The organism is Chryseobacterium sp. ON_d1 (assembly GCF_006829085.1).
GTDB lineage: Bacteria > Bacteroidota > Bacteroidia > Flavobacteriales > Weeksellaceae > Chryseobacterium.
Genome location: NZ_BJTC01000008.1, coordinates 65,329 through 85,967, shown reverse-complemented (window position 1 = coordinate 85,967; position 20,639 = coordinate 65,329). Strand labels below are relative to the sequence as shown.

The following is a 20,639-nucleotide window of genomic DNA, read 5'->3' as shown; positions in this document are numbered from 1 at the left end:
TCTATTTGTATCAGTGGCGACAGAAGAGATGCTTTTGATAGAACTGTTAAAATATTTAAAGATGATAAATAAAATTTCTTTATTACTTCTGCTTTCGGTGGTAAGTTGTCATTCCCAAACGTCTAAAGTAGAGTCTTTATTAAAATCAAATGAAGTTGTAGCTCAGCTCCATAATGATTTTAATAATGATGGAACTCGTGATGATTTATATGTTTTAACATTGAAGAATGTTAAAGAGCCTGAGGAACTTACTCCAAGAAAGCTAATTATTGTTTTTAAGAATAAAAATAATGCGGAATTATCTACTTATGAAAATAATATGATTTTTCCATGTAAAGAATGCAGTGGTAAACCTGATATGAATATTGGCAATTTAAAGTTTGAAAATAATTTACTTTGTTATACAACTTGTATTGCTCCTGTTGATTCGGATAAATATTCTGTTATTGATTTTACATTAAAATTTTCAAACAATAGTTTTAATCTTTATAATTACAAAGAAAGTTATTTTTCGGTTGAAGCAGATAATGATGCCGCAATACAATTAGAGGCTGCTGATTTTTCTAAGACAAAATTTAGCTATTATGATTGGGTTGCAAACAAAAGCTGGTTAGATTATGTTATTATTTCATCCAGAAACATTACTAAAATAAATGATTTTGCTTTGAACCTTGAAAATATAAACCCTGGAGTATCGGTTAATGTATTACAAAAAGTCATTCAAAAATATCCTGATCGGGTAGTAGCCTATCTTAATATTGCAAACAGTTATTGGAACATAGGAAAAAAAGAGAAAGCTGTAGAAAATTATAAAACATACCTTTCTTTAATGAAATCTCAAAAAAAAGATATTAATAAAGTACCGAAATATGTGGAAGAAAGAATAAAATGATAAAATACTTATTCAATATATAATAAACACAAATACCACAGAAAACATAACATGCATAAGTTTCATTTTTATGACTATAAAAATAGAATCAACAGTTGTTATCCTGAATATTCAGTTTCTTTTATGCGTAAAGAAATTGAGAAATTTATTGCAGCAATATAGGAAGAGATTGATACAATAATAAGATTATATGCTTATCAAAAAAGTTAAAGCAATCTATCTGCTGATTTTTATATTAATGGGGATTAAAATGAAAAAAGTAAAATTTTTTCTATATTAAATAATGAAAAAGTTAGCATATATATTATTCATTTTTACGGTGTTTTATACAAATGCCTGTGCACAGGCATCTAAATCATATAGTATTACCCATATTGTTAATAAAACTATTGACAAGGGAGAATATGTTGATGATAAAAGGATTGATAAAAAGGACAAGATAACTACAAGCCATCTTATTTACTTATTAAGTCCAAAAAAAGACAGCGTTGCATTTTACAAATTTACAGATGCGAAGTTATCAGAAAAGAAGGTGCCGGATTTATATACCCTGACAAAAAGAGAAAATATCCTTTTGTTAACTTCTAAGAATGAAAGCTATACCAACCAGCTTAAAATTGTGTTCAATGATAAAGATATGTCTGTTTTAGTCGGAGATAAAGATGTATTTTATTTAGACAGCCCTTATTATACCTATTTACAGAAAAATGTAGGCAAGGATTTAAACATTCCCGATCTTATTGATTTTTTGGAAGATTTCCTCACAGGATATAATCTTGATGATTTAAAATATATTTCATCATATGAAAAATATAAACATAAGGACTTTAAGATACTAAAGGGATATATGGAGTCTTACAGGACCCAGGCGAGTGATTATCTTGATAAATGGAATCTTAAATTCTTATATAATGATGCCGGTATACAGAAATATATGTTAAAAGAGTCTACAGAAGGAGATCAGGAAATAGAAAAAAAAATAATTTCAGCTGATAAAGGTTTTTTTACATATGCCAAACATGTCAATATAGAAAGCAGGCTTATTACGGATAGCAAAATTCTTATACATCCTGATAAAAATATCTATGACGAAAAAGTAACTTCATTGCAGACAGGATTAGGAAAAGAAACCCGATATGAAATTAAACAGATTTCTTATAAAACATTTCCAACCAAGGTATTTAGATTAAATTCAGCGAGTATTGCTAAAATAATTTCATCAAAATAAAGTATTTCTAAGATGTTTAAGGGTTAAAGATATTCAGGATGATAAATTACCTCAACATATTATGTATTTTTTTGTTTAGCTTTACTTCATATGCTCAAGAGGTCTCTATTTTAAAAGATTCGGTCTGTACTTCTAAGGAATGCTTCGAGTTGCAGGAGTTAAAAATAGGAACTAAGAATATCGGAATTTATAAGAAAATTCAAAAAAGCTATGATCTTTTTAACGGTACTTTTTTCGACAGTGCAGAGAGAAGACTGAACGCGAAAAAAGATACTTTAAAAAACTTAATTTCAACAAATTCACTGCGTGATAACCAATATGGATTTGAAAATTATAAAATTTATCTGAATAAAAACGGATTGCTTAATGTATCAGTATATATACAGTCTTATGGTTCCCCATGGGAAGATATAGTCTATTATTTCTTTGACGAAATGAATGATACCGAAGTTGGAGAAAACCTGTTCATCAATAAAAAAATGCTTTTGCAGGTATGTCGTAAAAAATTAAAATCAGATAAAAGTATATCATTTCCAATAAACAATCTCAATCAATATAAAATAAATACAAATACATCAGGAAACATCACAGGAATAAACTTTATTTTTTACGATGAGAAGAATAGAACGAATAGTGGCTATCCTGAGTATTCAATTTCTTTTACATGGAAAGAAATTAAGAGGTTTATTGCATCACAGTATAAGGAAAGGTTGATAAAATATTAATATATAATGAGTGTTAAAACAATTAAGTTGGCTTATCTGGTAATTTTTAAATTAATTGGAATTGTTACTAATGCTCAAGAAATAAAAATTTGGAATAAAGCTTTAAATACTAATATTATAATTCATCAGCAAGTACGAGAAGATAGTGTCTACTTATCAATCGAAAAGAAAGATAATAAATGGTTGGGTAAAAATATAAATATAAAAACAGCTAATTATTGGAACAATGCCCCGATAGAAGTTACCGCTGATTGTTGTAAAAAGAACTTTTTGATAATCAAGAGAACTTTCCTAGGAAATGATATTGTTGGTGATAGACTTTATTTTAAAGAAAATAGAGATAAATATTATTTTAAGGCTCTTAAGGAATTTGCACAAAAAGGAATGATAGAAAATGATAGAGAATGTTATCTGTTGCACAAATGAAAAATCAAAATTATTTCCATGTTAAAAATGAAAAAAATAATAGCATTACTTTTTTGTTTATTTTTCTTGAGTTTTGTTTCGGCTCAAGTCAATTATTATGACTTGGATCGTGATCATTTAGCCGATACGGTTGTGTTGGAAAAAGGGCTCTTAACTGTTCATTTTGGAAATAAAACCTCGGATAACTTTGAATTGCCAGAAATAATGACTTTAATAAATACAACAATCAGGTATACCAATCCCTATGAAATTTCAGTATATTATACTGGTGATAAAGTACTCTATGGTACCATAAATATCTTTTATAAAAACGATTGGATTATAAAAAATATGAATTTTTATAATCCTTGTCAGGAATGTAAAGACCAAAACTTTAAAATCTCAACTAAAAATATCAATCTTCCTCTGCAAGATGTGGATCCTGAAATTCTTGAAGTTGATTCAAAGGGATTTAAATCATTAACTTTTTTTGATGATAAAGGAATATTAACCCCTTATAAAGAACTCAAAAAGCTATATACAGATTTGTTTAACTATCCCCTATTAGCAGACCGTTTTAATAAAACAACAATATCTGAACTAAAAAAGAAATTTGTATTATCACAATCTAATTTAGATTGCTATAATAATGTAGCATATATACTTTCAGAAAATGGAAAGCAGCAAGTTGGAATTGAGCTTTTGCAGCAGATTATTGAGAAATTTCCTGCCAGGACTGTAGCCTATTTAAATCTGGCAGATAGCTATTGGGGCATTGGAAATAAAGAGTCAGCGATCCTAAACTATAGAAAGTACCTTGCCTTGATGAAAAGCCAAAAGAAAGATTTTAATAAGGTTCCAAAGTATGTGGAAGAAAGAATAAAATGATCAAATCAATCTCTATATTATTTGTATTGGTTCCATACCTCTTGTTTTCTCAAAGTATTTCAGGAAGTTATTTCTCTGCTGGTTCTAAATGCAAAATTTCCCTGAAAATTGATGCGATGAATCATTTTGTTTTCAGTAGTAAAAAAGATAAGAAAATACAAGGGACTGTAAAAGTTGTTAAAGAAAATGAAGTGACCTATCTTGACTTCAGGGATGATATTGGAGGAGTATTTTCAAATGATACAATTTCGATTCAGAATTCCGGCAATTCTGGGAATCTATATCTGCATTTTAAAGCATGTGATGAAAAATATATTCACTTATTTAAGAAAGATTTCCGTGAAATTAAAAAGCGATAATTTATTCAGGTATTCATAAAAATTTATAATAAATAGGTAAATTATACTTTTAAAAGTGTATTTTACATCATAAATTCAAGTAAATGAAGAATATTTTTATTGTTTTTCTTGTAATGGCTGTTTATACTGCCGTTGGGGCTCAGAAAGGGAATTATGTTTATTTTATGAAAACCTGGAATTTCATACAATACTATCACCCTGATGTAGCCAGCGGAAAAAAAGATGCTGACAGTCTGTTTTTAGCAACTGTAGGAAAAATAAATGAAAAGACAGATGAAAATACAATTATTACCTTTTTATCGCAAAACCTCACTCACCAGTTTCCAGAATTAACGGTTACTGATAACCCGAAAGAAGTACTGGCTGTTAATCAGGATTTCAAATGGTTTCAGAAAAATAAAAGAATCAGTCCTGAAAATAAGCAATTATTGAATGATATTTATAATCATAGATTTATTGCTGAGCCTGGAAATAAAGATAAATTATCCGAAAAGAAAACTCCTGAATTTAAAAAAGATGAAAACCTACCTTTAGCTTATCGTATGCTGGCATTGGCAAAATTACAGGGTACTATCGATTATCTCTACCCTCACAAATACCTGATGGATAAAAAAGCTGAGATGTATTTTTCAGATTGGGTAGAACAGGCTGTTCGCTGTACTTCAAGAAAAGATTTTGAAATCATTCTGACAAAAGTGGTTGCTGCCATGGAAGATACTCATTCTTTCAAATTTTATAATGAGCTGAATGAGAAGAATGAAATTTTCCACAGATTATATTTTCCTCCCTTCGATTATGTGATAAAGGATAATTATATATTGATCACCGAGCTTCTTTTACCTGAGATCTGTTCCAAAGCGAATATTCATGTTGGGGATCAGATTACAGAAGTCAACGGTCAGAGTGTCCGTGAGATTATTAAGCAAAAGAAAGAGCTGCTCTCCGCTTCCAATCCGGAAACACTTTTGTACATGATGTCAGATTTTCAGAGAAACCTGATCTGGCCGGATGATCAGCCCCGTAAAGATTTAAAGATACAGTCAAAGGATCATAAAACCTATCATGCGGATACGGAATTTGTTAATTTTACAGACAAACAGCAGCGAGCTGTCGTAACGGAATATATCCAGAATAAAACCCGCCGGCGTCAGCATTATAAAATAGATCATCAGGATATCGCCTATTTTAAAATTAATGATGTTTTCTCCCTTATGAATAATATACCGGATGAAAAACTTGATGATCATATGGATGCAGTTTTCAAAGATGCTTCATCGAAAAAGGCTATAGTCTTTGATATGCGGGGATATCCTGACTGGGGAGGATTTGTGTTTCATTATGTTTATAAATACTTTTCACCTGTAGAAAATCATTTTGGAAAATATTATAAGCCCAATATCAAAAATATCGGGACTTATATTCCTATCAGCTATAAAGAATTCGGAACCTATTATCCTGATCTCAAAAACAAAACCATCCATCCTTACAAAGGGAAAGTTTTTTTGATCGTCAATCCTGAAACTTTAAGTATGAGCGAATGGAATACCATGAATCTTCAGAATGTCTTTCCTCAGGCCAAAACCATTGGGCAGAGAACAGCCGGTGCTGACGGTGACATCAGCATAATAAAACTCCCTGGAAATTATACCCTTGAATTTACAGGAAACGGTATTTTCTATTATGATAATACGCAGACTCAAAAAGTAGGAGTAAAGATTGATGAATATATTAAGTATTCTGACGACGATATGATCAAGAAAAAAGATCTGGAACTTGAAAGGGTTTTAAAAGGACTGAATTAGTTGTTACGACAGAATGATACTCTCTATTTTCCTTTTCTATATTACTGAACTTTTTGAAGTATGATGTATGGATTATAATAACTTTTAATCAATTATTTTGACGGCTGTCTCTCTTGAGCTCCCTTTCTACCTCGTCAACTTCAGGTAAAGGAAGAAGATAACTGTCGCTGATATACTGAAGAATATTTTTATCGGTTTTATTATTGACTTTTCTGATAAAAAGCTGATTGCCGGATTTCAGCGATTTAATAAAGTCATAACTATACTGTTCTTTGTTAAAAAAAACTTTTTCAATAATAGCTCTTTTATCATCATTTACAATAATATCACTGAAGGCCGTATTCATGAGAACAGTCTGAAAGAATGACTCGGCAGGCAAAAGCGTATGAAGATAATAATCTTCAAAATCCATGACCCTCTTGTTATTGGTCATAAATACACAGGTTTCCCGGGTAAAAATCAGCCACTTTCCGCCAATATAGGGGATAACCCCCTTCATAAATTCTCTTTTATAAATGAGGGAAGATACTTTATGTGTCAGTTCCGTAAAATGATTTTGTATTCTTTGAAGCGTATCTGGTCTGTAAAACTTCTGATCGTAATAAAAAAGGTAGTTTCTTCCATTATTGGCCGTAAGGAATTGGCGTATAATATTTTGTGATTTGAGGGGATAGTCTTCACCGCTTAAATTAATGAAATAATCCCATTCCAGACTTACATTCAGCAGATATTCCATCGCATTGAGCTCAGCCTGGATCATACTGAATCCTCCGGAAACAATATTCATGCTTTCCAGCAGATATACATTGGGAAAATGTACCAAATACAGCTGTATTTCTTCTGTCATTTCTGCATTGGCCTTTCTGTCAATATGAATAAGATAAAATTGATCTCTGGTATATATTTTCTGAAACATGTCTTTGAATACCTCAGGTTTATGATGGATCATAATAAAATACGCAATTCTTATATGGGAAGCGGAAGAGGTATTTAAAGTCTGAGGCTGGGGTTGTGTTATCGTCGCTGAGGTTTGCATTGAGAATGGATTTAAAAATCATCCGCACTATGCAAACAATTTAGTTGTGTGCGAAAGCTACGAATATATTTTTGATAATCAGTGAATTAAATTGGATTTTATTAGTTTAATTTATTGTAGCTTTGCAGTGCATTTATAAAACAGGTTTCTGCCTTTGCTACTCTGTAATAGTTTAAAATCACATTTTTTCTTTCAGTTTTTGCTTTTTCAGCTGCCCTATTATCAATCTAGTTTCGAATAATAAGAATTGGTGTTTTAAAGGTTCTTTTTATTTTAGAATGATACGTTATTGCAGGCTTATCAGTATTATTTTTATCATAAATAGATATTGTAAAAGTTAAGCAAATTAGAATGATGAATAGAAAAGAAAATTCTTATTTGTTTATCCTCAACAATACCCCAATTCAAATTCTGTAAAACGGATTTGTTTATAAAATACCGGGATTCCCGAGTTTATGATGAATTTTAAAAACTTAAATTTAATCAATCCGATTATCCGTGCCGTAACAGAAGCAGGATATTCAAAACCTACTGAAATACAGAGTACTGCAATACCCCATATTCTTGCCGGAAAAGATATTATAGGTTGTGCACAAACCGGTACCGGGAAGACGGCTGCGTTTGCTATGCCTATCCTGCAGCTCTTAAAAAGATATACTCCTGAACATAAAGAAATAAGAACTTTAATCCTTACCCCAACCCGTGAGCTGGCTGTACAGATTGAAGAGAATTTTGCCATTTACAGCAAATATTTACCATTGTCACAGCTCTCAATTTTTGGCGGGGTTTCTATTGGAAGTCAACTTGCTGCATTGAGAAAAAGAGTGGATATTCTGATCGCAACACCGGGCAGATTACTGGATCTAGTGAACCAAAGACATATTGATCTCTCCAAAATTGAAATATTTGTTCTGGATGAAGCAGACAGAATGCTTGATATGGGATTTGTGAACGATGTGAAAAAAGTTCTGAACCTTATTCCTCAGAAAAGACAGACGCTGTTTTTTTCTGCCACAATGCCTGGCAGTATCAGGAAATTTGCAGACTCTATCCTCAGAAATCCTGTGGAGGTTTTTGTGAATCCTGTTTCTTCAACATCCAAAAGTATCCGGCAGTCTGTATATTTTGTAGAAAAAGAAGATAAGACCGGTCTTTTGATTGATATCTTACAAAATGAAAATATGAGACGGTCATTGGTTTTTACCCGTACCAAACATGTTGCCAATAAATTGGTTCAGCAGTTGGAAAAGGTAGGAATCTTTGCAGCTGCGATCCATGGGAATAAATCGCAGACGGCAAGACAGAATGCTCTTGATGACTTTAAAAGCAGCAAAATTAAAGTATTGGTAGCAACAGATATTGCCGCAAGAGGGATTGATATAGATGACCTTCCGCATGTGGTCAATTACGAACTTCCCAATATTCCTGAAACCTATGTTCACAGGATCGGAAGAACAGGCAGAGCAGGAGCGCAGGGAACGGTCATTTCATTTTGCGATTCGGATGAACGTCCGGATCTGAAAAATATTCAGAAGCTGATAGGATTTACCATGCCTGTCAGATTATTTCAAAAATAGAACCTGTAAAGTTTACAGATTTTAATACATATAATTTTTAATAATAATTACAATGCAACAAGGCACAGTAAAATTTTTCAATGAAGCAAAAGGCTTCGGATTTATTTCTCCTGCAGACGGGAGTAAAGATATATTTGTACATTCTTCAGGATTAGACACCCGTGTAATCCGTGAAAACGATAAAGTCGTTTTCAATGTACAAAAGAGTGAAAAGGGGTTGAACGCGATTAACGTAAAGTTAGCATAGCTGAACCTCGGATACATCAGTATTAAATAATTTTCAGTATCATATTTTTTATATTTTTTTTACGATTCAGAATCCATAGACCTTTGGGTCTGGATATATTGTTTGAAAGAACATTAATGTAAGTTAGATTACTTTTTATTTTCCATGATGTTCATAAACCTCTCGCTTTGGTGAGAGGTTTTAAAGGGTTTAAAAAAAATGGAATAAAATACCTTACTGATCTGCGATCGAAAGAGAGATTCCTAAGCGGGAAAATTGGTTTTTAGAATCGTTGATTATACCAAAATAATAGCATCCACGAAAAATCTAATGGTCGGAAGACCAGAAAATATTATGACCATCATCAATAATTTTAATGAATATAAGTCTTTCGAGGGCCAAATGATCGGTACTTCCGAATGGCATTTAATAGACCAGGATCAGATCAACCGGTTTGCGGAAGCCACTTTAGATTATCAGTGGATTCATACAGATAAACTGAGAGCTGAGAATGAGGGCCCTTTTAAGTCTACCATAGCCCATGGCTATCTTTTACTGTCGTTAATTCCTTATCTCTGGAAGCAGATTGCTGATGTGAGAAATGTTAAAATGGAAATTAATTACGGGATCGAAAATTTCAAATTTGGGCAGGCAGTTCCGGTAGATCATGAGGTGAAACTGCAGGCCACAATCAGGTCTGTAACTAATCTTAAAGGAACCGTAAAAGTAATAGTTCAGGCAAAATTGCTGATTAAAGATCAATTGAAGGCCGCTTATACAGGAGATGTGATCTTTCTCTATCATTTTTTATGATGAGGTACATGAAATAAAAGGAATCCGGATAGGGGAGGCATATAATTCAGTCAGATATATACCTGAACTGATGCACATCTTTAAATAATCACATAATTTTTTGCCTCATGAATGGCTTCAATATCATTTTAATTTAGAAAAAATTGACCACCCCCCCTAAAAATCAAAATCCTCTGAAATCAAAATGATTTCAGAGGATTTTTTGTGCCTGGGACCGAAGATATATCGAAAATTTGACGGATGATTTGGAAAGAATTTCAGGAATTCTAAAATAAGTAATTAGGCTTATATAAGGTAAAAATTCACCAAAGGTTTGATATAAAATAATAAGTTTTTTCTGTTTCAAATTATGAGTAAAGTGGAGAGCAGTTTCATGATTTTAATTAATAAATGTAAAAAATACATTTAAAAATAATATCTTTATAAGCTGTTATTGAAGCAGATGAAATTTACTTTGGCTAAGATAATTTGTGTATTAAAGAAGTATCCTACAACATATAGCTAATTCATCTAAGAGTAAAAATGTATTATACTAAGTAAACATAATGTTCAGAATTTATCATATGATAGCTGCTTGTATGCTCTGTCTCTCACTTTTTACCTTGATTTCTGCCCAGCAAACTTCTGGAATTATGGCAAGCCTCATTTCAGGTGATAACGGTTTTCCGTTGGTGTCAAAAGAAGGAAAAGCTGCAGATTTATGGTATGACAAATCCGAAAATGTTGCCGTGGTTCGCGCTGCAAAAGACTTACAGTCGGACATTCAGAAAGTGACCGGAAAATTACCTAATCTTTTCACCTCAGAAACTTCCGGTGAATTTGAAGTAATCATCGGAACAGTTGGAACCAGTAAGAAGATTGATCAACTGATTACCTCAAAAAAAATCAAAGCGGTTGATTTGAAGGGAAAGTGGGAGAGTTTTGTCATTACAACCGTGGAAAATCCAAAATCTAAAAAACAGCTCGTCATTGCAGGAAGTGACAGACGGGGAACGATTTATGGAATTTATGAAATTTCAAAACAGCTTGGCGTTTCGCCTTGGCATTGGTGGAATGATGTTCCTTTTCAGAAACGTCCTTCAGCATATGTAGTTCCGGGATATTTTGCTTCAGGCGAACCGAAAGTGAAATACCGTGGAATTTTTATTAATGATGAAGAACCTGCTTTTGGAACCTGGGCAAGAACGAAATTCGGAGGCATCAACAGTAAAATGTATGCACATGTGTTTGAACTTCTGCTTCGTCTCAGAGCCAATTATCTTTGGCCAGCAATGTGGGGGAAAGCCTTTAATGAAGACGATCCGCTCAACCCTAAAGTAGCCGATGAATATGGAATCGTCATGGGAACTTCCCACCACGAACCAATGATGAGAGCCCAGAAAGAATGGGGCAATCACCGCAAAGAATACGGAAATGGAGAATGGAATTATCACACTAATAAAAACGCTCTTTTGAAATTCTGGGAAGACGGATTCAATCGTAATAAAAATTATGACAATCTTGTAACAATGGGAATGCGAGGCGATGGAGACGAACCGATGACCAATCTGGGAAGTGCCGAAGCCAACTTTAAGCAATTGGAGCAGATAATGACTGATCAAAGAAAAGTTATTGAAAAAGTAACAGGAAAACCTGTTAAAAAAACACCTCAGCTTTGGGCTTTATACAGTGAGGTTTTGGAATATTACGATCAGGGAATGAAAGTTCCAGATGATGTCATTATTTTGCTTTGCGACGACAATTGGGGTAATGTGCGACGGCTTCCTGAGCTGAAATCCAAAAAACATCCAGGCGGTTACGGAATGTACTATCACGTCGATTTGCACGGTGCCCCGAGAGCCTATCAATGGTTGAATATGACGCAGATTCCACATATGTGGGAACAGTTGCAGTTAACGTACAGTTACGGAGTTGATAAAATATGGATTCTGAACGTTGGAGACTTGAAACCGAATGAATATCCGATGGATTTCTTCCTGAATATGGCATGGAATCCCACTTCTTTTACACAGGACAATCTTGAAAATTATTCGGTGAAGTTTGCAGAAGAACATTTTGAAAAGACCAGTGCAAAAGAAATTGCAGAAATCATTAATCTTTACTGTAAATACAATTCAAGAGTTTCGGCAGAAATGCTGAACGACAAAACCTACAATCTTCAAAGTGGTGAATTTTTGCAGGTAAGAGATGCTTATTTATCTTTGGAAACAAGAGCTTTGAGACAATTCATCAATTTAGATGAGGCTTACAGAGATACCTACAAACAGATTGTTCTGCATCCCATTCGTGCAATGGCGAATCTTTACGATATGTATTACGCAGTTGCGATGAATCATAAACTGGCTGAAGAAAAAGATTTGAAAGCCAATTATTGGGCAGATTATGCCAATGAGTGTTTTGCCAGAGATACAGAATATACCAAAGATTACAACCTCAATATTTCCAGTGGAAAATGGAATCATATGATGGACCAGATCCACATCGGATACAAATCCTGGGAGGAACCGAAAGGAGGAAACATCAAGCCGTCCGTTTACAGAGTCAAGAGAGAAGAAGCAAAAACAGGCGGATATATTTTTGAAGAAAAAAATGGTGTGGTTGCAATAGAAGCAGAACATTTCTATGAAAACAGAGCCTCATCAAAAACAAAATGGACAGTAATTCCTGATTTGGGAAGAACACTTTCCGGGATTGCACTGATGCCTTACACCGAAAAAACGGATGGAACTTCCATTGCATATCAATTCAAATTAAAAGATAAACCTTTCAGCGTAAAAGTCCATTTATTCTTTGATTCTACACTTCCGTTCAAAAAAGGCGGTCACAGCATCAAAGCTTATTTAGATAAGAATGCGACAAAAACCATCGACATCAATCAGGATTTGACATGGGCGAATAATTATTCCAAAATGTACCCGGCAGCCGCCGCAAGATTGGTAGAAAAAGTAGAAATCTTCACGCTTCCTGCCAATCAAAACGGAAATTACACGTTGACAATTGAACCCTTAGACCCGGGAATTGTCCTGTACAAAGTGGTAATTGATAACGATGGTTATGAAGAAACTTACTTGAAGATGGATGAAAGTCCTTATAAAAGATAAATATTCAAAATATGAAAAATTTTAAAAATATTCTGTTATCATTTTTATTTATTCTTACTTCAAATATGAATTTTGCTCAGGAAAAACCAAAAGTTTCAGCTAAAAGAGAATTTCGATACACCAATCCGATTACCAGAGATACTGCCATTTCTATGCGAGACCATTTCATCATTAAGGTTGATGATGTATGGTATTGCGTGGGAACTTCCAATCCTGTTTGGGAAGGCAAAAATCCCGGCGTCCGAATGTTGGTTTCAAAAGATATGGTGAATTGGAAACAGCACTCTTTTTTGATTGATGCTAAGAAACTTCCCAAAGATTGTCCTTATAACGGTCGTTTCTGGGCTCCAGAAATTCATTTCATTAAAGGAAAATATTACTTGATTGTAAACAGCGGAAAGGTAACCAAAGAAGATCCGAAAGGAATGGCGACGCACAACATTTGGCTGTTCTCAGCAGATAAAGTTACGGGTCCATACAAACTGTTGAATGGTCCGCTTACTCCACAATATAATAACGATGCCACTTTGTTCGAAGATGAGGACGGACAGGTCTACCTGTATTGTAGCGGAAATGGATTGTTTCAGGCTAAAATCGATTTAAAAACAGGAAAGTTAACCACGCCTATTCAAAAATTCCTGGATAAAAAACAACCAGGCTGGCCGGAATGGATGGTTGGTGGAATCGAAGGTCCCTTCGTTACTAAAAAAGAAGGATTGTATTTTATGTTTTTTTCCACTTGGACAAGAGGTTATGAAGTTGGTTTGCTGAAATCAAAATCACCTTTAGGACCCTGGAAACTCGCTTCACCTGAACCGATTTTCGGAACCCGCAAAAAAGGCTACAGACAGCAAATGGCAAAAGACGGTGGTTATGAAAATTTGCAGTTTACCGATACCGAAGACCCTTATCAGGAAACCGGCCACAACGCATTATTTATTGGTCCGGATGGAAACTTATGGAATTCCTGCCACTATTTTATGTATGAAAAACGACCGTATCCTTACAGCCAGACCTTCGAACCTTGGGAACTGGGTCCACAAATGGGAATCGAGCCGGTGCATTACAAAGACGGAAGGTTTTTTATTGACGGGCCTACGTGGACGGAACAGGTTATTAAATATTAATTAAATATCATTTTCCTTTTGTTGAAACTTGTATATTCTGATACTTTCACCATTACCATGAAATATAATATTGTTATGTCCTTAATAATTCATATTCAGCAAAATATTCGATAATCATTATCAATAATTCATTCCGATTCAGCTCAGTGTAACCATTTGAAAGATAAAATCATTCGAACTATGTCCTTTCAAAAACCAGACATTGTCCTGAGGTTTTTAAAGATTTCCTGATTCTTTTTCTACTCATAAGTAGGTTACAATGTTTTTTATAACTGGTTTGCAGTTTTTCATGCTCTAGCTGCCCAATTATACATTTCTGTAAAATGTATACAACAACCGTGGATTTGTATTATCTCCCTCAATACTGTTCTTGTTATCTTTGCATCAGTAAGTTGAAGCAAAAGAATATATCATTATAAACCAATTTTTAACCATTAAATTTTTAAGCAATGAAAACACTAAAAATCTTATTCGTATTGATGCTGACTTTTGCCGGCAGAACTTTTGCACAGGACAAAGCGGATGCCATATTGGGAAAATGGGAGTCTGACAAAAAAGATGTGAAGATGGAAATCTTTAGACAAGGCGACAAATATTATGGCAGATATCTTTGGGGCAACCAGATTGTTGAGAAAGATGGGGTGACCTCTAAAAAAGACACCAAAAACCCGGATGTAAAACTCCGCTCGAGAGATTTGATAGGAATGACAAGCCTCACAGGGCTTACATGGGATGGAGAAGAGTATGTAGACGGAAAGATATACAATGCACCAAGTGGAGACACTTACAAGTGTAAAGCCTGGATAAAAGACGGAAAGATGAACCTTCGTGGCTTTATGGGGGTATCATTGCTTGGAAAGACAGCTACATTCCATAGGATCAAGTAAAAATTTAAAAATTAATTCAAATTATGGAATCGTCATTGGTAGAATGGAGCCGTGATGATAGATGGTATGAGAGGAAAGGATTTTTAAAAAAATATTTCTTTTTATAATAATAGAACCTTACAGACTTTTTAGTTTGTGAGGTTTTATTATTTAATTTTTGATCAAAATGAAAGGAATTTCTACAAAAGGGCATAATGGATTTGTATACAACAATAGTGGATTTGTCTTATCAGGTGATCTTAATAAATCGGAACTTTGTACCAATAAAAATGAATACTATGAGTAAAGTAGCATTAGTAACAGGAGCTTCTTCCGGAATGGGGGAGATTACAGCCGTTTTATTAAGTCAAAAGGGATATAAGGTGTATGGCGCTGCCAGAAGAACAGATAAAATGAAATCTCTGGAAGCGAAAGGTGTTTCGGTAATTTCACTTGACCTGACCAAAGACGAGAGCATTGTCGATTGTGTCAATACGATACTTCAGAAAGAAGGTAAAATCGATATCCTCATCAATAATGCAGGCTACGGTTCTTATGGAGCTGTGGAAGATGTCTCTATTGAAGAAGCAAAAAGACAGTTCGAGGTCAATATATTTGGTTTGGCACGTCTTACCCAGTTGATTCTTCCTTCAATGAGAAAGCAGCATTTTGGTCGCATTGTCAATATTTCATCTATTGGCGGGAAAATCTATACGCCTTACGGAGCCTGGTATCACGCCACAAAACATGCTTTGGAAGGCTGGTCAGACTGTCTGAGAATCGAGACCAAACCTTTCGGGATTGATGTGGTGATCGTAGAACCGGGCGGAATCAAGACTGAATGGGGAAGCATTGCAGCAGATAACCTGAAGAAAACATCAGGGAGCGGAGCGTATGCGGCAGGCGCTAATAAAACCGCTGATAATATGAAGCAAATGTACACTTCCGGGAAAAACCTTTCTGAGCCCGAATTGCTGGCTAAAGAAATTGTGAAGGCAGCAACAGTGGCAAAACCTAAAACCCGCTATGCCAAAGGATATTTCGCAGGTCCTGTATTATGGATGCGTAAATATTTCAGTGACAGGATGTTTGATAGTATAATTACAAAAATGGCTTAGGCCGTTTCTGCTTCCCGAGTTGTTTGTATTTTGTTTAAATTTAAAAAGGAGAATGATGAAAGCCATTCTGATAGGAGTTTCCGGAGCTAATGGTAAGGTCTACAGGTAAATGCCCTTGCCGACCTGATGCTGGATTATGCATTAAATCCTGCAGAACGCTTAGATATACTGGAATCCTGCAGAATTTTGGACGAAGTACAGTTAATAAAAATATAAAAAATCATATTATGGAATTGATACAACATACCATCAGCTGGATAAAAGGCGAATTGTTTGAAGCCAAACTCATCGTAGCTTTCGGCATTATAACAATTATAGCTGGTTTTCTTTTTTGGAAAATAGGGACCACGACTAATGCAAAGGCACTGTTCATCCCCTTGCTCGTTGCAGGGGCAATTTATTCTGCTATTGGTGGCGGGATGTTATATTCCAATCCGAAACGTATGGTAGAGCTGCCACAAATCTATCAGAAAGATAAGGTGGAATTTGCGAAACTGGAAAAAAAGCGGGTAGATGATTTTCAATATGGATACAAAGTTTCTAAAATTGTGGCAACTGTCTTTTTCTTGGCTACTCTTCTGATATTCTGGACCACCAAAAATCCTACTTGGCTGAGCATGGGTATTGTGCTGACTTATTTTGCACTGGCCGGTCTTGTTGTAGATTATTTTTCACAGGAAAGGGCAGATATTTATTACAAAGCCATTTTGGCTGAAATACAATCATGAAAATTATACAGGAATGACAACAATCGATAAAATAAACCAATTCTGGCAACCGGCGTAATGGGCATGAACTGGTTTTCCATACAGCATCACCTTTTATTGCAAGAGTAGAGGCTCCTGTTTTGTCGGTGCTTCAACAGCACAAGCCTTATTTTTTATCGTTTAACTCATTAAATTATTTGTTTTATGCAACCTATTATTCATATAAAAAGTATTTCTGAAATCAATAAATTTGTAAAAGGCGTTACGAAACATCCGCTGGTCGCAGTTATCGACTTTAGTAAAGTAGATGAGATGATTGAAGAAGATGTACGTGTAAGCTGTGACTTTTATTCCATCATGTTTAAAAATTACTGTGCCAATAATCTGCGTTATGGCAGACAATCTTATGATTTTCAGGACGGAAGTCTGATCTGTATAGGACCAAGGCAGGTTCTCACAATGGACAGCGAGATTGATAATAAAGAAGATATGATGGGCTGGGGCTTGTTTTTTCATCCGGATTTGGTTAGGGGGACCTCTTTGGGCGCGAAAATGAAAGAATATACATTCTTTTCTTATGAATCTTCTGAAGCTCTTCATCTCTCTGATAAAGAAAAGACAACATTATTCGACTGCATACAGAAAATACAGAATGAGCTGGAAGAGAATATCGACAACTACAGCCAGAGCCTCATCGTATCCAATATAGAGGTTCTTCTGAATTATTGTACGAGATATTATGGAAGACAGTTCATTACAAGAAAAATTTCCAATCGTGATATCGTCTCGCAGGTCGAGAGTATTTTGCAGGATTATTTCAACTCTAATACGATCAGGGAGCAAGGACTTCCAACGGTAAGTTATCTGGCAGAAAAAATCAACCTGTCACCCAATTATCTGAGCGACCTTCTCAAAAAGGAAACCGGGATGAATGCTAAAGACCAAATCCATTATTTTCTGGTAGAAGAAGCGAAGAATATCTTACTGGGTAGTGACAAAAGCATCAGCGAAATTGCTTACCAGTTGGGATTTGAGTATCCACAATATTTCAGCAAGTTATTCAAACAGAAAACAGGTAATACACCACAGGAATATCGTAATTTAAATTAAAAACTCTTCTATTATTAGACATATAGGCAATAATATATCTGTTATGAAAATTAACTTAATAACTAAGTCAATTTTTTTATTAACAGCTGTTTAGAATTTGAAAATAATATTTTTTGTTTAAAAAGATGATTATTGATTAAAGTTTAAGTCAGCTACCCTTTTTGATCACCCTAAAAAGAAAAACCTCTGAAAATCAAATGATTTCAGAGGTTTTTTGTACCCAGGACCGGGATCGAACCGGTACTCCTAAGAACTGGTGTTTGAGACCAGCTGGGTAGTATATCTCATTTTCTAACATGCTGATTGTTAGATATGTTGTATTTTGTGTTTGCTTAAAATTACGCGTTTTCACGTCTATTTTACACGGTAATTTACACGGCAATTATAAAAAAAATATTTAAAAATAGAAGTACAATGGTGGTTTATTTTTTACCAAATAATTTATATGCTTGATTTTTAGAAAATATGTTTGAAACTCCTTCTTCGCCAGTTTTTTTATCTTTGATATAAAAGGAAAATCCCTTCATTCCTAATGTACTTGAGTATTTTATAATTAAAATTTGATTCGGTAATTCAAAATATAAATCTTTTTTAATATCAGAGAAACCATTAATAATTGAATCGAATAATTTATCATAAGCGCCATCTATATCTTTAAATTCGAAAAATCTGTTAATAGTTATGTGGGAATAATTAAAATCTCTGAATGTGAATTTATAGTTTCCGTCAGTACATTTTTCATTTTTTATAAAGTATACCCCCTGGCTTATTGTGCCTATATTATTACATTCTCTTACCTCAATCTCTTTAATTTGAGAGAAAAATATGTATGGAATAAAAAATAATATAATTAAAATAATTTTTTTCATAGTTTATTTATTTTTCAACAAAGATAAAAATTAAAAAATATTCAATTTTTACTGAAACCCGTATTTATACGGATTGCACAATTAAAATGTTTTGTTATAGGTACATAAAAACCATTTTTTATTGAAATAATATATTATATTCGCAACGATGATACGAATATGTTGTGAGCTGCACACCATTTTATAATTAGTATTTTTGTGATTCACTTTAAAATTTTAACAATGAAGACATTAAGATTAATTATTGCCGGAATCGCATTAGCTTTAACGGTATATTCGTGCTCTAATGACCGAGATGAAGAGGCAAGAAATGAAGCTATTGAAAAGGTCAAAGCTAGTAACCAAAAATTTAAGTTAAACCAGTCTGGAATGCAGGCCCGAGAAGGAGAGCCTGAAGCTGCTAAGGATACGATAATTATTCGTAGCAGTAATTCGTTAGGTTTAGACCCTAACCCAGACCCAAATCCAATACCGGAAGATGGAGGAGACCCAAAAGACGTTCCTGTACCGCCTAGGAGGTAAGCATAGACTTACATATTTAAAGTTAACTGGCTCGATAATAGTTATATTGTCGGGCTTTGTACCTTTTACTGATAATATATGGTCTTGGATTGATCCAGCTTTTAATGAAATGTTAGATGGAAGAGGTGTGAAACTAAGGTCTGACATCTGGATTGAGAGTCTTTATGTTGCTATTGTTTTATGTTGTATAGGAAGATATATGCGTGCTTATTCTCATTGTTATATATTGCCAATATATGCTTCATTATATTCATTAACAATGTATGAATTAATGCGATTTGGATATGAAATTGATCCTGATTGGTGGCATAGACTTGGCTTTTTGATAATGCTTATACCTGGATTTTATGTTATTTATAGATTAAATGAACATATAAAAGATTTAAAATTAAAAGACGAAATACAATTTAATACAATTGAGCGAATCGTAAATAAAAAAGATGGAAAGTAAAAAAGAAAACAGAAAAAAAATAATGACTCTTCATTTTAGGAATGAGGAACTTTATAGATGTGGTCTTATTACTTTTGATGACTACGTAAGCAACAACCATGTATTACTTATTAAATTAAAAAAATCGATATTTACAGATCAACAATCAATAATATTGTTTAATCTATGTTTATCAAATTTAGACTTAAATCAATTTAATTTTTATATATCAATTCTACGCACCAGTTCTAATTGAGATGATCAAGTATTTTCTTTTTTAAATCTGGATCGATATTTATTTCCATTTTCATAGCAATAGGTGATAGGTAAAGTTCTATTAATGCTATAGTATCATCTATTTTATCTGACAATTTATTGTTTTCGTTTTTTAATTCTATTATTTCGTTGTGAAGAATTGCCATTTGTTCATCATGTGGCTTGTTTTTTATGTCAATATCTTCTTCATCATTGGTTTCTAAAGATTCTAAACTATGCTTTTGTTTTATGTAACTAGTTATAGATTCTAATGTTCTTTCCAAAGGACGTTTTGATTCCCCATTAATAATCTTTTGTATTCCTACTGCTGATATTCCTGTACCTTGTGAAATGTCGTAAGCCGTTATAGAATACTTATTTATCAATTTCAATGCTTCTTTTAGCAATAAATCTCTTTTGTCCATAAAATATTTTTAATTGAATATCAACTAGTTATATAAAAAGTATAATAAATTATATAAAAAGTTTGGTTTGTAATATAACTTGTTATATATTTGTCTCAACAAAACAACAACGCAAAGTTAGTCTTTTTGTTGAATGTGAAAAAACAGGGATAAAACTA

21 protein-coding genes are annotated in these 20,639 nt (G+C 33.6%); 18 read left to right on the top strand and 3 right to left on the bottom strand.

Features of this window, described 5'->3' with window-relative positions:
- The first annotated feature begins 13 nt into the window (after positions 1 to 13).
- The 7 genes from CRS_RS13695 (at position 14) to CRS_RS13665 (ending at position 6,299) form a co-directional block, all read left to right on the top strand.
- Complete coding sequence (locus CRS_RS13695; protein WP_142724596.1) at positions 14 to 892, top strand: M48 family metallopeptidase; 879 nt, start codon at positions 14 to 16, stop codon at positions 890 to 892.
- 283 nt (positions 893 to 1,175) lie between these two features.
- A complete protein-coding gene (locus tag CRS_RS13690; protein WP_142724595.1) occupies positions 1,176 to 2,120 on the top strand; it encodes a hypothetical protein in 945 nt (314 codons plus the stop codon).
- A 149-nt stretch (positions 2,121 to 2,269) separates the two neighbouring features.
- The gene (locus CRS_RS13685) at positions 2,270 to 2,845 is read left to right on the top strand and encodes a hypothetical protein (protein ID WP_142724594.1); all 576 of its coding nucleotides are present in this window, start codon (positions 2,270 to 2,272) and stop codon (positions 2,843 to 2,845) included.
- A gap of 6 nt (positions 2,846 to 2,851) precedes the next feature.
- Positions 2,852 to 3,271, top strand: coding sequence for a hypothetical protein (locus tag CRS_RS13680; RefSeq protein ID WP_142724593.1), 420 nt, complete (start codon positions 2,852 to 2,854; stop codon positions 3,269 to 3,271).
- A gap of 27 nt (positions 3,272 to 3,298) precedes the next feature.
- Entirely contained in the window at positions 3,299 to 4,138 is an 840-nt protein-coding gene (locus tag CRS_RS13675; RefSeq protein WP_142724592.1) for a tetratricopeptide repeat protein, read from the top strand.
- A complete protein-coding gene (locus CRS_RS13670) occupies positions 4,135 to 4,497 on the top strand; it encodes a hypothetical protein (protein WP_142724591.1) in 363 nt (120 codons plus the stop codon). The genes CRS_RS13675 and CRS_RS13670 overlap by 4 nt, the downstream gene beginning before the upstream one ends.
- Before the next feature lie 83 nt (positions 4,498 to 4,580).
- Complete coding sequence (locus CRS_RS13665) at positions 4,581 to 6,299, top strand: S41 family peptidase (RefSeq protein WP_142724590.1); 1,719 nt, start codon at positions 4,581 to 4,583, stop codon at positions 6,297 to 6,299.
- Positions 6,300 to 6,387: 88 nt separating this feature from the next.
- Here the strand turns inward: CRS_RS13665 and CRS_RS13660 are convergent, their stop codons facing one another.
- Entirely contained in the window at positions 6,388 to 7,335 is a 948-nt protein-coding gene (locus CRS_RS13660; protein WP_142724589.1) for a beta-1,6-N-acetylglucosaminyltransferase, read from the bottom strand.
- Positions 7,336 to 7,793: 458 nt separating this feature from the next.
- On the opposite strand from CRS_RS13660, the gene CRS_RS13655 reads away from it, so the two are divergent.
- From CRS_RS13655 to CRS_RS13615, 9 genes are all read left to right on the top strand, one after another.
- Positions 7,794 to 8,912, top strand: a complete 1,119-nt coding sequence (locus CRS_RS13655; RefSeq protein ID WP_142724767.1) for a DEAD/DEAH box helicase — start codon at positions 7,794 to 7,796, stop codon at positions 8,910 to 8,912.
- A 52-nt stretch (positions 8,913 to 8,964) separates the two neighbouring features.
- Positions 8,965 to 9,159 carry a cold-shock protein gene (locus tag CRS_RS13650; RefSeq protein ID WP_142724588.1) on the top strand — a complete coding sequence of 65 codons (195 nt, stop codon included), beginning with the start codon at positions 8,965 to 8,967 and terminating at the stop codon, positions 9,157 to 9,159.
- Between the two features lie 309 nt (positions 9,160 to 9,468).
- A complete protein-coding gene (locus CRS_RS13645) occupies positions 9,469 to 9,951 on the top strand; it encodes a MaoC family dehydratase (RefSeq protein WP_228451258.1) in 483 nt (160 codons plus the stop codon).
- A 632-nt stretch (positions 9,952 to 10,583) separates the two neighbouring features.
- Positions 10,584 to 13,052: a glycosyl hydrolase 115 family protein gene (locus tag CRS_RS13640; RefSeq protein WP_172617074.1), complete on the top strand. Its 2,469-nt coding sequence runs from the start codon at positions 10,584 to 10,586 to the stop codon at positions 13,050 to 13,052.
- Positions 13,053 to 13,063: 11 nt separating this feature from the next.
- Complete coding sequence (locus CRS_RS13635; RefSeq protein ID WP_142724586.1) at positions 13,064 to 14,179, top strand: glycoside hydrolase family 43 protein; 1,116 nt, start codon at positions 13,064 to 13,066, stop codon at positions 14,177 to 14,179.
- A 449-nt stretch (positions 14,180 to 14,628) separates the two neighbouring features.
- On the top strand, positions 14,629 to 15,066 hold the full coding sequence (locus tag CRS_RS13630) for a DUF2147 domain-containing protein (protein WP_228451257.1): 438 nt from the start codon (positions 14,629 to 14,631) through the stop codon (positions 15,064 to 15,066).
- Positions 15,067 to 15,344: 278 nt separating this feature from the next.
- Positions 15,345 to 16,163: an oxidoreductase gene (locus tag CRS_RS13625; RefSeq protein WP_228451256.1), complete on the top strand. Its 819-nt coding sequence runs from the start codon at positions 15,345 to 15,347 to the stop codon at positions 16,161 to 16,163.
- Between the two features lie 227 nt (positions 16,164 to 16,390).
- On the top strand, positions 16,391 to 16,891 hold the full coding sequence (locus CRS_RS13620; protein ID WP_142724584.1) for a hypothetical protein: 501 nt from the start codon (positions 16,391 to 16,393) through the stop codon (positions 16,889 to 16,891).
- Positions 16,892 to 17,074: 183 nt separating this feature from the next.
- Positions 17,075 to 17,980, top strand: a complete 906-nt coding sequence (locus tag CRS_RS13615; RefSeq protein WP_142724583.1) for an AraC family transcriptional regulator — start codon at positions 17,075 to 17,077, stop codon at positions 17,978 to 17,980.
- 422 nt (positions 17,981 to 18,402) lie between these two features.
- Here the strand turns inward: CRS_RS13615 and CRS_RS13610 are convergent, their stop codons facing one another.
- On the bottom strand, positions 18,403 to 18,849 hold the full coding sequence (locus CRS_RS13610) for a hypothetical protein (RefSeq protein WP_142724582.1): 447 nt from the start codon (positions 18,847 to 18,849) through the stop codon (positions 18,403 to 18,405).
- 222 nt (positions 18,850 to 19,071) lie between these two features.
- Here CRS_RS13610 and CRS_RS13605 point away from each other — a divergent pair, with 222 nt between their 5' ends.
- Both CRS_RS13605 and CRS_RS13600 read left to right on the top strand, forming a co-directional pair.
- On the top strand, positions 19,072 to 19,371 hold the full coding sequence (locus tag CRS_RS13605; protein ID WP_142724581.1) for a hypothetical protein: 300 nt from the start codon (positions 19,072 to 19,074) through the stop codon (positions 19,369 to 19,371).
- 46 nt (positions 19,372 to 19,417) lie between these two features.
- Entirely contained in the window at positions 19,418 to 19,822 is a 405-nt protein-coding gene (locus tag CRS_RS13600; protein ID WP_142724580.1) for a hypothetical protein, read from the top strand.
- A gap of 227 nt (positions 19,823 to 20,049) precedes the next feature.
- Here the strand turns inward: CRS_RS13600 and CRS_RS13595 are convergent, their stop codons facing one another.
- On the bottom strand, positions 20,050 to 20,481 hold the full coding sequence (locus tag CRS_RS13595) for a hypothetical protein (RefSeq protein ID WP_142724579.1): 432 nt from the start codon (positions 20,479 to 20,481) through the stop codon (positions 20,050 to 20,052).
- Positions 20,482 to 20,639: the final 158 nt, after the last annotated feature.